Annotated in this window: 12 protein-coding genes and 1 pseudogene; 12 read left to right on the top strand and 1 reads right to left on the bottom strand. The window is 59.4% G+C overall.

The window, feature by feature from the left end:
* The first annotated feature begins 45 nt into the window (after nucleotides 1-45).
* From nifH to fdxB, 9 genes and pseudogenes are all read left to right on the top strand, one after another.
* Nucleotides 46-936 (top strand): nitrogenase iron protein, encoded by an 891-nt coding sequence (gene nifH / locus USDA257_RS31875; protein WP_010875130.1) that lies wholly within the window; start codon nucleotides 46-48, stop codon nucleotides 934-936.
* A 96-nt stretch (nucleotides 937-1032) separates the two neighbouring features.
* Complete coding sequence (gene nifD, locus USDA257_RS31870) at nucleotides 1033-2547, top strand: nitrogenase molybdenum-iron protein alpha chain (protein WP_014857528.1); 1515 nt, start codon at nucleotides 1033-1035, stop codon at nucleotides 2545-2547.
* 95 nt (nucleotides 2548-2642) lie between these two features.
* Nucleotides 2643-4184 (top strand): nitrogenase molybdenum-iron protein subunit beta, encoded by a 1542-nt coding sequence (gene nifK / locus USDA257_RS31865; protein ID WP_015633414.1) that lies wholly within the window; start codon nucleotides 2643-2645, stop codon nucleotides 4182-4184.
* Between the two features lie 54 nt (nucleotides 4185-4238).
* On the top strand, nucleotides 4239-5729 hold the full coding sequence (gene nifE, locus USDA257_RS31860; RefSeq protein ID WP_014857642.1) for a nitrogenase iron-molybdenum cofactor biosynthesis protein NifE: 1491 nt from the start codon (nucleotides 4239-4241) through the stop codon (nucleotides 5727-5729).
* 9 nt (nucleotides 5730-5738) lie between these two features.
* Entirely contained in the window at nucleotides 5739-7148 is a 1410-nt protein-coding gene (nifN, locus tag USDA257_RS31855; protein ID WP_014857641.1) for a nitrogenase iron-molybdenum cofactor biosynthesis protein NifN, read from the top strand.
* Nucleotides 7145-7624: pseudogene (gene nifX, locus USDA257_RS36450) on the top strand (nitrogen fixation protein NifX); the annotation flags it as partial. The gene nifN and the pseudogene nifX, both read left to right, overlap by 4 nt.
* Nucleotides 7625-7630: 6 nt before the next feature.
* Nucleotides 7631-8119: a NifX-associated nitrogen fixation protein gene (locus USDA257_RS36445; RefSeq protein ID WP_034859528.1), complete on the top strand. Its 489-nt coding sequence runs from the start codon at nucleotides 7631-7633 to the stop codon at nucleotides 8117-8119.
* A gap of 355 nt (nucleotides 8120-8474) precedes the next feature.
* On the top strand, nucleotides 8475-8972 hold the full coding sequence (locus USDA257_RS31840) for a hypothetical protein (RefSeq protein ID WP_223843490.1): 498 nt from the start codon (nucleotides 8475-8477) through the stop codon (nucleotides 8970-8972).
* A gap of 307 nt (nucleotides 8973-9279) precedes the next feature.
* A complete protein-coding gene (fdxB, locus tag USDA257_RS31835) occupies nucleotides 9280-9597 on the top strand; it encodes a ferredoxin III, nif-specific (RefSeq protein WP_015633444.1) in 318 nt (105 codons plus the stop codon).
* A 351-nt stretch (nucleotides 9598-9948) separates the two neighbouring features.
* On the opposite strand, the gene USDA257_RS31830 is transcribed toward fdxB, so the two are convergent.
* Entirely contained in the window at nucleotides 9949-10446 is a 498-nt protein-coding gene (locus tag USDA257_RS31830; protein ID WP_015633443.1) for a hemerythrin domain-containing protein, read from the bottom strand.
* A 1020-nt stretch (nucleotides 10447-11466) separates the two neighbouring features.
* Between USDA257_RS31830 and USDA257_RS31825 the strand changes: the two genes are divergently transcribed.
* The 3 genes from USDA257_RS31825 (at nucleotide 11467) to USDA257_RS31815 (ending at nucleotide 15049) form a co-directional block, all read left to right on the top strand.
* The gene (locus tag USDA257_RS31825; protein WP_223843492.1) at nucleotides 11467-12795 is read left to right on the top strand and encodes a M16 family metallopeptidase; all 1329 of its coding nucleotides are present in this window, start codon (nucleotides 11467-11469) and stop codon (nucleotides 12793-12795) included.
* Nucleotides 12792-14135, top strand: a complete 1344-nt coding sequence (locus USDA257_RS31820) for a M16 family metallopeptidase (RefSeq protein ID WP_014857632.1) — start codon at nucleotides 12792-12794, stop codon at nucleotides 14133-14135. Before USDA257_RS31825 ends, USDA257_RS31820 begins: the two co-directional genes overlap by 4 nt.
* A gap of 482 nt (nucleotides 14136-14617) precedes the next feature.
* Complete coding sequence (locus USDA257_RS31815) at nucleotides 14618-15049, top strand: helix-turn-helix domain-containing protein (protein ID WP_014857631.1); 432 nt, start codon at nucleotides 14618-14620, stop codon at nucleotides 15047-15049.
* Nucleotides 15050-15603: the final 554 nt, after the last annotated feature.

Here is a 15603-nt window from a genome sequence, read left to right as displayed (position 1 = left end):
GTTGCGGGGCAACCGCGATGGTTTCGAACAACGAAGGAAAGCAACATGGCAGGTCTGCGTCAAATCGCGTTTTACGGCAAGGGCGGTATCGGCAAGTCCACCACCTCGCAGAACACGCTCGCCGCCCTTGTCGACCTCGGGCAGAAGATCCTCATCGTCGGCTGCGATCCCAAGGCCGACTCCACCCGGCTCATCCTCAACGCGAAGGCGCAGGACACGGTCCTGCATCTGGCGGCCAAGGAGGGATCGGTGGAAGATCTCGAGGTCGAGGACGTGCTCAAGGTCGGCTACAAGGGCATCAAATGCGTCGAGTCCGGCGGCCCCGAACCGGGCGTCGGCTGCGCCGGCCGCGGCGTCATCACCTCGATCAACTTCCTGGAGGAAAATGGCGCCTATGACGATGTCGACTACGTCTCCTACGACGTGCTGGGCGACGTGGTGTGCGGCGGCTTCGCGATGCCGATCCGCGAGAACAAGGCGCAGGAAATCTACATCGTCATGTCCGGCGAGATGATGGCGCTCTATGCCGCCAACAACATCGCCAAGGGGATCCTCAAATACGCCCATTCGGGCGGCGTGCGGCTCGGCGGGCTGATTTGCAACGAGCGCCAGACGGACCGCGAGCTCGATCTCGCCGAGGCGCTGGCGGCCAAGCTCAATTCCAGGCTCATCCACTTCGTGCCGCGCGACAACATCGTCCAGCACGCCGAGCTCAGGAAGATGACGGTGATCCAGTATGCCCCGGAGTCGCAACAGGCTGCGGAGTATCGCGCGCTGGCCGACAAGATCCATGCCAATTCCGGCCAGGGCACCGTCCCGACCCCGATCACCATGGAGGAGCTGGAGGACATGCTGCTCGATTTCGGCGTCATGAAGACCGACGAGCAGATGCTTGCCGAACTTCAGGCCAAGGAAGCGGCGGCAGCGGCCCAGTGACCGCCGCCGCAGACGCTGCCCGGGACGGTGATCCGGTGCGACATTCCACCAATGGTGCCTCTTCTTGGAGGACACGCAAAAAAGGGGGCAGGCCCAATGAGCCTCGATTACGAGAATGACAGTGCGCTCCATCAGGAGCTGATCACGCAAGTGCTGTCGCAGTACCCACACAAGGCGGCCAAGCGTCGCCAAAAGCACCTCAGTGTCGCATCGGACCGCGAGGCGGTCGGGGAGGAGGGCGAGACCCTCTCCGAATGCGACGTGAAGTCGAACATCAAGTCGATCCCCGGGGTGATGACGATCCGCGGCTGCGCCTATGCGGGCTCGAAGGGCGTGGTCTGGGGCCCGGTCAAGGATATGGTCCACATCTCGCACGGCCCGGTTGGCTGCGGTCAGTATTCCTGGTCGCAGCGCCGCAACTATTATGTCGGCACCACCGGCGTCGACACCTTCGTGACGATGCAGTTCACCTCCGACTTTCAGGAGAAGGACATCGTCTTTGGTGGCGACAAGAAGCTGGAACAGGTCATCGACGAGATCGAGGAGCTGTTTCCCCTCAACAACGGCATCACCATCCAGTCCGAATGTCCGATCGGCCTGATTGGCGACGACATCGAAGCGGTGTCGCGCAAGAAGGCCGTCGAACACGAAACGACGATCGTGCCGGTGCGCTGCGAAGGCTTCCGCGGCGTCTCGCAGTCGCTCGGCCATCACATCGCCAACGACGCCATCCGCGACTGGGTGTTCGACAAGGCGGACGACAAGACGGACGTCGAGTTCGAAACCGGTCCCTACGATGTCAACGTCATCGGCGATTACAACATCGGCGGCGACGCCTGGGCGTCGCGCATCCTGCTCGAGGAGATCGGGCTGCGCGTCGTCGGCAACTGGTCGGGCGACGCCACGCTCGCGGAAGTGGAGCGGGCCCCCAGGGCCAAGCTCAACCTCATCCACTGCTACCGGTCGATGAACTACATCTGCCGGCACATGGAGGAAAGATACGCCATCCCCTGGATGGAATACAACTTCTTCGGCCCCTCCCAGATCGAAGCCTCTCTGCGCAAGATAGCCAGGCATTTCGGCCCGACGATCGAAGAACGGGCCGAGAGGGTCATCGCCAAGTACCGGCCGCTGGTCGACGCCGTGATCGACAAGTACTGGCCGCGCCTCCAGGGCAAGCGAGTGATGCTCTATGTCGGTGGTTTGCGCCCCCGCCACGTCATCACCGCCTATGAGGACCTCGGCATGCAGATCGTCGGCACCGGCTACGAATTCGCCCACAACGACGACTATCAGCGCACCGGCCACTACGTGAAGACGGGCACGCTGATCTATGACGACGCGACCAGTTACGAACTGGACACGTTCATCGAGCGGATCCGCCCCGATCTGGTCGGCTCCGGCATCAAGGAGAAGTATCCGGTGCAGAAGATGGGCATCCCGTTTCGCCAGATGCACTCCTGGGATTATTCCGGCCCCTATCACGGCTATGACGGCTTCGCCATCTTCGCCCGCGACATGGATCTCGCCATCAACAATCCGGTCTGGGATCTTTACGACGCGCCCTGGAAGAAAATGACCGTGCCGACGGCCGCAGTTGCAGCCGAATGATCGTCCGGTCTTGCGCGGCACGAGGACCGCGGCAAGACCGGAAACCTCTCGAACATCCCTGGCCTAAGAGGCCAGATCAAGAAGGGTCAAACACCATGCCGCAATCGGCTGAGAAGATACTCGACCATGCGCCGCTGTTTCGCGAGCCGGAATACCGGCAGATGCTCGCGGAGAAGAAGCTGAACTTCGAATGTCCGCACCCCGAACGGCTCGTCACGGACCAGCGCGAATACAGCAAGGGCTGGGAATATCGCGAGAAAAACCTCGCCCGCGAGGCGCTCGTCGTCAACCCCGCCAAGGCCTGTCAACCGTTGGGGGCGGTGTTCGCAGCCGCCGGCTTCGAGCGGACGATGTCGTTCGTCCATGGCAGTCAGGGCTGCGTGGCCTATTATCGCTCGCACTTGTCGCGCCACTTCAAGGAGCCGGCTTCGGCCGTTTCGTCCTCGATGACCGAGGATGCGGCGGTGTTCGGCGGCCTGAAGAACCTGGTCGACGGGCTCGCCAATACCTACGCGCTCTACGATCCGAAGATGATTGCCGTCTCCACCACCTGTATGGCCGAGGTCATCGGCGACGACCTGCATGGCTTCATTGAGAACGCCAAGAGCGAAGGCGCAGTCCCGCCCGAATTCGACGTGCCGTTCGCTCACACGCCCGCCTTCGTCGGCAGCCATGTCGACGGCTATGACAGCATGGTCAAGGGCATCCTGGAGCACTTCTGGAAGGGCCAGGCGCGCACGCAAGCGGCCGGCACGATCAACATCATCCCGGGCTTCGACGGCTTTTGCGTCGGCAACAACCGCGAGCTCCAGCGCCTGCTCACCCTGATGGGCGTGTCCTACACCTTCATCCAGGATGCCTCCGACCAGTTCGATACGCCGTCCGACGGCGAATACCGCATGTATGACGGGGGCACGACGATCAAGGCGCTGAGGGCGGCACTCAATGCCGAGGCGACGCTGTCGCTGCAGCACTACAACAGCCGCAAGACGCTCGAATATTGCCGGGAGGTCGGTCAGGCCACCGCCGCCTTCCATTACCCGCTCGGGATCAACGCCACCGACGCGTTCCTGATGAAGGTGTCGGCGATTTCCGGCCGGGAAATCCCCGAGACGATACGCCTGGAACGCGGCCGGCTGGTCGACGCCATGGCCGACAGCCAATCCTGGCTGCATGGCAAGACATACGCGATCTACGGCGATCCGGACTTCGTCTACGCCATGGCCCGCTTCGTCATGGAGACCGGCGGCGAGCCGCGGCATTGCCTCGCCACCAACGGCACGGCGGCCTGGCAGGCCGAGATGACCGAGCTGCTCGCCTCTTCTCCCTTCGGCAAGCAGGCAAAGGTCTGGCCGGGAAAGGATCTCTGGGCCTTGCGCTCGCTGCTCTTCACCGAGCCGGTCGACCTGCTGATCGGCAATTCCTACGGCAAGTATCTCGAGCGCGATACCGGCACGCCGCTGATCCGGCTGATGTTCCCGATCTTCGACCGCCACCACCACCACCGCTTTCCGCTCATGGGCTACCAGGGCGGCCTGCGCCTGCTGACGACGATCCTCGACACGATCTTCGACCGCCTCGATCGCGAAACGATGCAGACGGCGGTGACCGATTATTCCTATGACCTGACCCGCTAGAGCGGCGGTCGGCAAAACGCCGGCCGTCTCCTGATGCAATCTGGAGATTAGCGAATGTCTTCGCTCAATGTCAAAATCCAAGATGTCTTCGATGAGCCTGCCTGTGAGAGAAATCGCAGCAAGGATTCCAACGCACGCAGTAAAGGCTGTTCGAAACCGCTGACCCCCGGCGCGGCGGCCGGAGGCTGCGCCTTCGATGGCGCCAAGATCGTGCTGCAGCCGATCACCGACGTTGCGCATCTGGTTCATGCTCCACTCGCCTGCGAAGGCAATTCCTGGGACAACCGAGGTACGGCGTCGTCCGGTCCGACGCTTTGGCGCACCAGCTTCACGACCGATCTCACCGAGCAAGACATAGTTATGGGGAACAGCGAGCGGAAGCTCTTCAAAGCGATCCGCCAGATTAAAGAAGCGTATCAGCCGCCGGCAATCTTTGTCTATGCGACGTGTGTAACGGCGCTTATCGGCGACGACATCGAAGCGGTCTGCAAGCGCGCTGAGGAAACGTGCGGCCTACCGGTGGTGCCGATCAATTCGCCGGGCTTCGTCGGTCCGAAGAACCTCGGCAACAAGCTGGCTGGCGAGGCGTTGCTCGACCATGTCATCGGCACGGTGGAGCCAGATGATGCCGGCCCTTGCGACATCAATATCCTTGGCGAGTTCAACCTGTCTGGTGAGTTCTGGTTGGTAAGGCCACTCTTGGAGAGGCTTGGCATCCGTGTTCGCGCCTGCATTCCCGGTGACGCCCGCTATCTCGACATTGCCTCCGCTCATCGCGCTCGAGCAGCCATGTTGGTGTGCTCTACGGCGTTGATCAACCTTGCCCGCAAAATGGAGGAGCGCTGGGATATCCCGTTCTTCGAGGGATCCTTCTACGGCATCACCGCCACCTCGGAAGCACTCCGACAGATTGCCGATCTGCTCGTAAAGAAGGGTGCCGATCAAGAGATCCTCGACCGCACCGATGCACTCATTGCGGAGGAGGAGGCGATTGCGTGGAAAAAGCTCGAGGAATACCGGCCGCGACTTAAAGGCAAGCGGGTGCTCATCAACACCGGCGGCGTGAAATCCTGGTCGCTTGTTCATGCGCTGATGGAGATCGGCATGGAGATCGTTGGCACCTCGGTCAAGAAATCGACGGTCGAGGACAAGGAGCGCATCAGACAGGTGCTTAAGGACGATCTCCAGATGTTCGAGTCGATGTCGCCCCGAGAGCTCTATGCCATGCTCTCAGAACATAAGGCTGACATCATGCTGTCGGGCGGGCGCACGCAATTCATTGCGCTGAAGGCCAAGATGCCCTGGGTTGATATCAACCAAGAGCGTCACCGCCCCTATGCGGGCTATGACGGCACGGTGGAACTCGTGCGCCAGATTGACCTTGCGATTCACAACCCGGTCTGGTCGCAGGTGAGGGAGCCGGCACCCTGGGAAAGCCGTCCTGCTACACAGGAACCGCTGCCGAACACGCGCCCCGACTCTGATGCTACGAGTGTCGGGCGCTCAATTCGCCGGCACGACGCCGGTTACTTCGTTGAGTGTTGAGGAAAGCAAATGGTCCACATCCATCGCCAATCTAAATCAGCGACGGTCAATCCGCTCAAGTCGTCCCAACCGCTGGGTGCCGCGTTAGCCTTTCTCGGGGTCGATGGCGCGATACCGCTGTTCCACGGCAGCCAAGGCTGCACTAGCTTCGCGCTAGTGCTATGCGTGCGCCATTTCAAGGAAACGATCCCGCTGCAGACGACGGCAATGGACGAATTGGCAACAGTCTTGGGCGGGGCAGCCCATCTGGAAGAGGCGATTCTGAACTTGAAAAAGCGGGCGAATCCGCGGCTGATCGGGATCTGCACGACGGCACTTGTGGAAACCCGTTCTGAAGATTTCGCAAGGCAAATCGCCAACATCAAAATGACGCATGCGGAGAAACTTGCAGGCACAGAGGTCGTGCTGGCAAACACGCCGGATTTCGATGGCGCCTTGGAGGAGGGCTGGGCGAGGGCCGTCGCCGCGATGATCCAACAGATTACACTGCGGGGTCAGCAGGCGCCTCGCTCGAGAAAGGCAACACTGATCGAGAGGATTACAAAACCTAGCGAGCAGCCGTGGAAGCAAAAGAAGGTTGCGATCCTGCCCGGATGGCACCTCACGGTAGGCGATATCGAGCATCTGCGCGAGATGGTGGAAGGTTTCGGGCTGAGGCCGGTGATCGTGCCGGACGTCTCAGGCTCCCTCGACGGTACGGTGCCCGACCGCTGGATGCCGACAACGTATGGAGGTACAAGCATCGAGGATATACAGGAGTTGGGTAGGGCGGTGCAGTGCATCGCCATCGGGGAACATATGCGGCGCCCGGCTGAGCTACTGCAGACGTTGACGGGTGTGCCTTACGTATTGGTCCAGTCACTAACGGGATTGAAGAACGTCGACCAGTTTGTCTCGCTTCTTTCCGAGATTTCCTGCGTGCCGGCGCCGGCGAAAATCCACCGTCACCGCTCACAGCTGCAAGACGCGCTTCTCGACGGACACTTCCATTTCGCCGGCAAGAAGATCGCGATCGCCACCGAGCCGGACCAGCTGTACCAATTTGCCACCTTTTTTACGGGACTTGGCGCCGAGATCATCTCGGCCGTTACGACTACGGGTGAGTCAGAAATTATCGAGAAAGTCCCGGCCGAAAAGGTCCAGATCGGCGATCTCGGTGATCTCGAAGAGCTAGCAGGCGGCGCTGATCTTCTCGTTACCCATTCGCACGGACGCCAGGCAGCGGAGCGCCTCGGCATCCCTCTGCTGCGGATCGGCTTCCCGATATTCGACCGCCTCGGCAGCCAGCACAAACTCACAGTTCTCTATCGTGGCACGCGCGACCTGATCTTCGAGGCGGCCAACATCATCCAGGCCAACCAGCCCGCGCCGTCGCTTGAGAAAATCGATGCAATGCGAAAGCGGAGAAATGCCGGATGAATTCCGTTCGTCGCCTCTCGCTCGTCACTGACGAAATCCAGCCGCGGCGTTCCGGCGCATTGCGCATAGCGATCGCGACGCAGGACATGAAAGTCCTAAACGCCCATTTCGGGTCGGCCAAGCACTTTGCAGTCTACGACGTGTCGCGCGACGGCTGGGATTTCGTGGAAGCTGTGAGCTTCGATGACGTCTCCGACGAATCCGGGAAGCATCCGATCGAGGGCGAGGACCGCATCACCCCAAAGGTGACCGCGTTGACAGGCTGTCATCTCCTCTTTTGTCGGGCTATCGGCGGCCCTTCCGCAGCCAGGGTCGTCTCTGCGAAAATTCATCCGATTAGAGTGGGAGAGCCGGAAGCCATTCAAGACGTACTTTCACGAACCCAGAAAATGCTCAAGACGGCCCCTCCGCCGTGGTTGCGCAAGGTGCTGGCGCAAGCGGGCGTCGCAGAGAAAAAACCATTCGAGGACGAGGACTTAATCATGAAAAAAACGTCCATCAATACGGGCACGCCTGATGTCAAGGTGGACGAGGCGGCCCTTGTCACGCCGTTTGTCAAATGCCTCGCGCGGCTGGTCCGCGCGCAGGATACCTACGGATCGCAAGACCGCGCATCGGACGCGGAGTTGTTGGCCAACTTCGTCATCACTGAAGAGCAGCGTCGAGAAATCCCGATCATCGGCGATCCCGGTCCGGACGTCATGTTGCGGTTCAATATCTTTTATACCGCCGTCGCGCTTTCAATCGAAGCACGTACCGGTTTGGTAGCGTCGCCGATCACGATGATCAGCCATGAGGGCTTCGGACGAGTGCTTCTAACGACCGGACGGCTGGTCGTATTTTCGAAAACAGTGCGCGACGTCCACCGCTTCGGCTTCGCGACACTTCGCAAGCTCGCGGAAGCCGGTGCAAAGCTGGTGGATGATGCGACCGCCGCCATTGAAACCTATCCCGAAGTGGCTCGGGCCTGACGATCGATCCGGCAAAAGGCATGCTGCCGGCGCCAAGGCGATCGGCCAAGGATTAGGGCTACGCCCGTGGGCGGCTTGAGGGCGAGTAAATAGTGGATTTTTCCGAAACGGAGGGTATGAGCCCGTGCATCAACCTCAGCGACGCGCGCCGCCGTCTGCCCCGGGCACTTTATCTGTACCGCTTGAGTACTAGTTCGGTAGCCGCCGATGAGAACCATGTGTAGTAATTCAAACAGCCGCTTCGACACTCTTGTCGGTAAAGCGACACATTCTTGTCGACTGTTCCCTTCCTTGCCTCCCGGCTAAATGCCTGAAATGCTAACATAACAAGCTTCTTTTCAAGTCGAGCACCCGAGTGGCACGAGTCTTGCCGACATGCCATCTAAGAGGCTGGAAAGCCGGGGATCGGCAGGGTACGAATGAGGCAAGCAACGTGGCAGGTCTAGGTCAGGTCGCATTCGGCTGCGAGGGAGGCATCGACACGTGCACCGCCGCCCAGAATGCGCTCGCTGTTTTTTTTGATCTCGGACCGAAAGTCGGTAGTGTCGGCGGCAACCTGAAGAGTAACTCCGGCCGCTTCATCCTGGAATCAATGCCGCGGGACAGCGCGCCAGCGTGGTACGCGATCATCCGCGATTTCGATGCGGACGTGCCGTGGAGGCTCAAAGCTTTCCACACCACCGCCGGGCTTGCGCTCGAACCGTCCGTTCGCTCCGTGTACGAGGGCTTCGGGGTGCTTCTCACGACCGGGCAGAGTCGTATTGACGGAACACCATCCGTCAGTCTTCCAATAGGAAGCTCGCCGGAGACCGAAGCGATAACCGCCATCCACGCACCCAAGTGGCGCGGTTGACGGTCGATCTAGGCGATGACGAACCGCCGGCTCTCATTTCCCCTGGAGAGCCGACGTCAGGCAGCGGGACCACTCCTCCCCACGCGCACCGGTCCCGCTGCCGCGATCTTTCCACAGGGCGAGGCTCAAAAATGCCTAGCCAAGTCTTTGCAATGGCCGCTGACTAGCAGACCGCCCCGAAAAGTCGGCCGACAAGACCGGAATTTCAGCGGATGTGACGGATGAGGTCACGTCCGATCTCGGAAGAGATTTTACTTTTTTGCCTGTGGCGGATGCGGAGAGACAGATCCTGATTGGAGAACCAACGATGACAAGTCATTTCTTTACCCGCGACGGCTCCACATGGATGCCGCAATATCTGACGGCCATTGACGCCATGACGTGCATTGGTTGCGGCCGCTGCTTCAAGGTCTGCTCGCGCGAGGTCATGCATCTGCACGGCATCGACGAATCCGGTGAGATCCTCGGGGCCTGCGATGGCGAGGACGACGACTTCGATGGCGAGCTCAGCCGCACGATCATGGTTGTCGATCACGCCGGCCGCTGCATCGGCTGCGGAGCCTGCGCCCGCGTCTGCCCGAAGAACTGCCAGACCCATGTAGCGGCCGACAAAATTGTTGCTTGATCTGACGAACGGACTCCGGAAAACGACTTTGGCCGCTATAAATGCAATCGTAGTCGAAACGACAGTCCCCAAAGAGCCTTTGCCGTCGCGCAAGCTGACGAAAGACGTAGACATCGCCGACCGTCGACCCCGTCCCGCAGCTAGCAGCCGACGTAGAACAACGAACTGCCCAGCCACCTGAGAGCCAGAGCAAGTCCGCCGAACTCGGAATGAGACAGAATTGGCACGACATTGATTTCCTCGCGTGATTCAGGGTGAATCCCTGCCTTGGAGTCAGGAGGCAATTGGCGGCGCGGGCACTCAGAGAGGATCTTCGAATGCCCCGTTGGCATCGGTCAGGAACGGGATGCGTCAGCAGCCTGAGCGATCAGCAGTTAGGTTACGAAAGCACTGCTGCTCGAAGCGCACATGCCGACGCAAATTGGTGAAGAAACCACGGAGCATATAGCCCGCTGCCTCCGGATTGACAGTAGCATCCGCCGTCGCCAGCCGACCCAACACTTCCGCCAATTCCTCGGCGAAGCATTCGTCTTCGCAATGCTCATACTTGAGCAGACCCAAAGTACTTAACACTGATGGATCGTCCCCCAGCTTCTCCTCTGTCCACGCGAAAACAGCAGCTTCTTCTCTCTCGTGAAGATTCCGTAAGTGCGGGCCAAGCATCTTTCCGGCGTGAGCGCATATACTACGGTCGACTCCGTACGGAAGGCCGTTTGCAATGGCCTCGAGACGGTCACAGAGAGCCAGTTGGTCCTCGTGAGAACCTGCCAATAAGGCCAGCCGATCGGCGGTGGCTGGAGCTAATGACCGGTTTGTGGGGGGCGCAAACGTCTTGATCCTAGCGATCATACACTCCAGTCCCTTTCCGTGATTTCTCTAAGGTAATCTTCCGTGCTCAAGGATGAGGTAATGCGTGGTGCGGGGCCTTGACTTGAATCAAGGCCCATCGGCAATAGGGCTAATAACCATCTCATTGTCCGATGGATCGTACGCGGCGTTTCCGCCCAAGCGCTCTGCCGTTGTGAGATCGCCATGAGCACGTCGGGGAGTCTCAGCTACTTGTGAGACGCTGATCCGTTGTGCATGGACCCACGCATGAGCGCGTCGATGTCTTTGGCGAGTGGCGGTTGGCGATGCCGATGAAGAAATTGGTAGACTGGGTTCAACACCATTCATCTTGCAAATCGGACCCAGCTACCATTGCCTTGATCATGGCCGGCACAGAGAGCGCATTGCGGCGCTTGGGTTTCTTATCGGCTTTTTCGACGAAGCCCTGCATGTCGCAGGGAGCGCCTTGGCGGACACGAATATGCGGCGCCGCATAGACCCAGGAACGGAGCAATAAGACGATCGGCAGGCGTGAACGGGAAGTATGACACCGTTATAGTGCCAATGACCGCGCGGAACCATGTCGGGCGGGACCGAGCGCGCTCGCCTACTCGGCAGAAGGCCAGCCTCTACGGATCGCCGCCTGTCGGTTTTGGACGCGGCGGTCCACTTTTAGCCGCCAGGCTGTCATTGTTCGACATACGACAATGTTAGAATGCTGACATAGCTAGTTCGATCCAAAGGTGCTTGAATCTAAACGGTTTTTCCGTGGCACGTATTTTGCTCTGCTGACGTGCCAGCGTCGACGAGAATTGTGCGAAGAATGTCGAAATGTCAGAACCGTTCTTTATGCCGGGGTCGGGGCCCGCGCCCGGCCACCCTACTGCAGAACCTTGGAGAAGAAGGAAGAGGTGGTACTCGCCAAGCGATGGTCGAGCTGGCACTGCACGGTCGCATTTGCCACAGCGGTCGACGAGCCATGATGGAGTGTGTTCGCGTATCTGTGCATTTGTCCTATGTATGGTCGCACTGCAATTTCTGATGACCTCAGCAATGGCGGCCGACGAGAGCCCCCTTCGCGAAGCCGAGGTTGCAAATTTCATGCTGGGCAACGGCATGGAGGTAGTCGTCATACCTGATCACCGGGCGCCGATCGTCACGCAGATGATCTGGTATAAGGTCGGCAATGCCGACGAGCCACCCGGCAAATCCGGCATTGCTCATTTCCTGGAGCATCTGATGTTCAAGGGAACGAAGAAGCATCCGTCCGGAGAGTTTAGCGCAAAGATCGCGGAGATCGGCGGTGAGGAGAACGCCTTCACGGGTTCCGACTACACCGCCTACCATCAGACGGTCACGCCAGAGTCGCTCAAAACAATAATGGAATTCGAAGCTGACCGGATGCGCCATCTCGTTCTCACCGATGCGGTGATCGTACCCGAACGCGATGTCATTCTTGAGGAGCGACGCTGGCGCGTCGAGAACAGTCCGGAGCAGCTACTTGAGGAGGAGATGCAGGCGACCTTGTATCAGAACCACCCTTACCGCATCCCGACGATCGGCTGGATGCATGAAATGGAACAGCTTAATCGCGAAGACGCACTAAAGTTCTACGACCGCTACTATGCCCCCAACAATGCCATTCTGGTCGTGGCAGGCGACGTGGACGCCGGCAGGGTGCGGCGGCTAGCGGACGAGACCTTCGGGACCCTGCCTCGCGGTCCGGATCTGCCGGCGCGGGTGAGGCCGCAGGAGCCGGAGCAGAACACTAAACGTATCGTCGCGCTCACCGACCCGCGCGTCACGGTGCCGAGCTTCCAAAAATCCTGGGTAACGACGTCCTACGGAACAGCTGAGCAGGGCGAAGCGGAAGCCCTCGATATCCTGTCGGAGATTCTCGGCGGGGGAACGCGCAGCCGGATCTATCAGGAGCTGGTAGTCAAACAGGCAATAGCCTCATCTGGCGGGGCCTATTTCAACGGAAGGTCGCTCGATCCGTCGAGCTTCACGGTTTTTGGCTCGCCGCGCGGCGAGGCGAAGATTGAGGAGGTGGAGGATGCGATAGACGCTGAAATTCGGAAGATCATCGAGTTCGGCATTACGGATGTCGAGCTCGAGAAGGCCAAAAACCGCTTCGTGCGCTCGATAATCTTCGCGCGCGACAGCCAGTCGGGAATGGCCGGCATTTATGGGGCGGCGCTTGCGACAGGCGATACTGCACACGACGTAGAGGCGTGGCCACTTAGGATCCGCGCCGTAAAGGCGGCAGAGGTGCAAGCGGCTGCCAGGAAATACCTCAGTCCCGACCGGTCCGTAGCGGGGTATCTGCTGCCCCGCGAAAGCGCTACCTCAGGAGATAAAAGCCGATGATATCGTTCAGCCGACTGCGCATCGGGGCCAAGCCCTCACTCGTCGTGGCATGCATATTGCTGGGCCTTGCCGCGTGTCCAGCGCTTGCGGGCATGGCCATAGAGGAGGTCGAGACATCGAGCGGGATAAAGGCGTGGCTGGTGCAGGACTATTCGCTACCGATCGTCACCACCCGCTTCGCATTTCGGGGCGGCAGGACGCAGGATCCATCTGGGAAGGAAGGCATTGTGAATCTGATCACAGAGCTGTTGGACGAAGGGGCCGGAAATCTTGACAGCGATGCCTTTCAGGAGCGGCTGGACGATGCTGGCGCCGAGATGCTCTTTGAGGCGGGGCCCGATGCAGTCTACGGCTATATGCGGGTGCTTGCGGCGCGAAAGGATGAGGCTTTCCAACTTCTCCGGCTGGCAATCGAGCAGCCGCGCTTCGACCAACAGCCGGTGGACCGCCTTCGTGCCCAAATCGTCTCCAGCATCCTGGCAAGAGCCAAGGATCCGGAGACGGCCGCACAGTTCGCATGGATGAGGGCGATCTATGGTGATCATCCGTATTCGCGTCGGGAGGAGGGCACCGTGCAAACACTTGCCGCTGTCACTACCTCCGATCTGAAGGCGGTTCATGAGCGGATTTTCGCGCGCGGCAACCTTACCATTGCCGTGGTGGGAGCGATCGATCCCGGCACACTCAAGCGTGATCTGGATCGAATATTCGGCGGATTGCCTGCTGGCCCCTCCCTAACGCCGGTCGTTGACGCAGTGCCTAAGCTGGGGCGCGCCATTCGCGTCGCGTATGACTTACCTCAGACCCAACTGAGCCTAGCTTACCCGGGAATCCCCCGAAAGGACCCGCAGTTCTTTGCAGCCAATCTCATGAACCAAATCCTTGGCGGAGGCGCGTTCACATCCAGGCTCTGGAATGAGGTGCGCGAGAAGCGGGGCCTCGCTTACGGCATTTACTCAACCTTGGAGAACATCGACCATGCTTCGGCGCTCGTCATCGGCACGGGAACCCGCCCGGATCGGGCCGCAGAGACGCTCTCCCTCATCCGAGCCGAGGTCAGGCGAATGTCAGAGGAGGGCGTCAGTGAGGACGAGCTCACTGCGGCAAAGAAAAAGCTCATCGGCGGTTATGCGATCGAAAATCTGAACTCATCTAGTGCGGTCGCCCAAACATTGGTCCAAATCCAACTCGAAGATCGCGGCATCGACTACGTCGAGCGTCGCAAACAACTGATCCAGGCCGTCACCGTGGAGGACGTACGGGCAGTCGCGAAACGGCTGCTCTCCGCCGACCCCACCGTAATGACTGTTGGACCGTCCCTCAAGGGAACGAACCGATGACCGTCCAAAGGAAAGCTAGGCTGGCAGCGTCCTACCTTGGGATGGGGGTAGTCAAGATCACCTCTCGCGGTCACCAGATGTTCGATTCCAGGCTCTATGCGACTCCTGAAGCAGCAAGGGAGGTCCCGCATCGCAGCCTCCCTCCGCCCGACGGCAGGAGAGAATGTGGTGTCTCGGCGCAAACAGGCGAATGCTCTCTAGCACGACTGCTCCTGCGATGCTGGTGACCTGCTGGCAACGAGACTGCTTGACCCTGCAGCAGCGGTTCTCGCGTTACTCACGAAAGCGCATCAGCACCACCGCTAAGGCTTCACACTTGAAGCATAATCTGAATGTGCTTAGGGTGGCCGCCGAAGACTCCAGATGTCTCAATTGAGTTTCTGACTTTCAGTTGAGGTATGTTAAAGGAGTGTATGTGCGGGAGGTGGAGCTCATATCATATCTCCCGAAGAACTAAGATAGCCGAAATTGAGGAGACGAATGTGCTGAGTACTAACTCTGAACAAACAAGACGTAAGCCAAACGCTGTGGATGCCCATGTCGGTCAACGAATCCGCCAGAGGCGTGAGTGGCAGAACATGTCCCAAACGACTCTCGGCGAAGCTATCGGGGTGACGTTTCAACAGGTTCAAAAATACGAAAAGGGCGTGAACCGCGTCGGTGCGGGTCGGCTTCAGCAGATTTCGAAGGCTCTGAAAGTGGAGCCTTCCTACTTCTTTGAGGATACGCTTAATAAAATCCGGTCGGAGGAGCGGTCCGCTTCAAATCAGATTAACATCCCACCCGAAGTCGTTGAATTCGTTGTAAGCAAGGAAGGGATCGAGCTCATCAGGGCCTTTTCTCGCGTGGGCGACTATCGTCTGCGCCGCCGAATCGTGATGCTGGTCAAGTCTTTGGGCGCACACGAGCGGTGATGTATGGATGGGGCCGCTTCTGTGTGGAGACAGAGTGTCTCTATAAAGTCAGACAAGCACCACCGCACTGGGAAATGAGTCACCAGTCTGTCCGATACTCTCGTACGGCCCTTCACCCTTTAAACGTCCTGAAATACCAAGGCGATACTCGCCGATCAATTCTCCGAATCTTGGCGGGCTGAGCGCCGCGCCCGTCCTTCGGGATGCTGCGGCGACCATCGACTGCGAGCTTGAGGATGTCATAGAACGACACGCCCATGCGAATATGCTCGGCCGTTTTGTCGACATTTGCAAGGGCAACGGCCGTTCGTTGGTCTATTGTGGCGGCCGATATTTGCAATTGCCGAGTAGCGTTATAGGCAAAATCGCTCCGGGACTCACCACACTGAAAAGCCATTGAACGTGGTTTTTTGCGCAAACCTGTCTATGATCTCAATCAATTCATCTGTAGTTCATTCGTGCTAGCTTGAGCGCAGCTTTAGTCGCCGACCACGATCCGACTTGAAGCGAGCGATGCTTTCTACACCGGTTTCACCGGTCAGGGCGGAAAAGAA

The sequence above is a fragment of the Sinorhizobium fredii USDA 257 genome (genome assembly GCF_000265205.3).
In the GTDB taxonomy this organism is placed as follows: Bacteria; Pseudomonadota; Alphaproteobacteria; order Rhizobiales; family Rhizobiaceae; genus Sinorhizobium; species Sinorhizobium fredii_B.
This window is presented reverse-complemented; position numbering and strand designations above follow the sequence as displayed.

What these genes read in the sequence shown, in the direction of transcription:
- nifH (WP_010875130.1), top strand. Translation starts at nt 46, where the DNA reads ATGGCAGGTCTGCGTCAAATCGCGTTTTACGGCAAGGGCGGTATCGGC.
- nifD (WP_014857528.1), top strand. Translation starts at nt 1,033, where the DNA reads ATGAGCCTCGATTACGAGAATGACAGTGCGCTCCATCAGGAGCTGATC.
- nifK (WP_015633414.1), top strand. Translation starts at nt 2,643, where the DNA reads ATGCCGCAATCGGCTGAGAAGATACTCGACCATGCGCCGCTGTTTCGC.
- nifE (WP_014857642.1), top strand. Translation starts at nt 4,239, where the DNA reads ATGTCTTCGCTCAATGTCAAAATCCAAGATGTCTTCGATGAGCCTGCC.
- nifN (WP_014857641.1), top strand. Translation starts at nt 5,739, where the DNA reads ATGGTCCACATCCATCGCCAATCTAAATCAGCGACGGTCAATCCGCTC.
- USDA257_RS36445 (WP_034859528.1), top strand. Translation starts at nt 7,631, where the DNA reads ATGAAAAAAACGTCCATCAATACGGGCACGCCTGATGTCAAGGTGGAC.
- fdxB (WP_015633444.1), top strand. Translation starts at nt 9,280, where the DNA reads ATGACAAGTCATTTCTTTACCCGCGACGGCTCCACATGGATGCCGCAA.
- USDA257_RS31830 (WP_015633443.1), bottom strand. Translation starts at nt 10,446, where the DNA reads ATGATCGCTAGGATCAAGACGTTTGCGCCCCCCACAAACCGGTCATTA.
- USDA257_RS31825 (WP_223843492.1), top strand. Translation starts at nt 11,467, where the DNA reads ATGACCTCAGCAATGGCGGCCGACGAGAGCCCCCTTCGCGAAGCCGAG.
- USDA257_RS31820 (WP_014857632.1), top strand. Translation starts at nt 12,792, where the DNA reads ATGATATCGTTCAGCCGACTGCGCATCGGGGCCAAGCCCTCACTCGTC.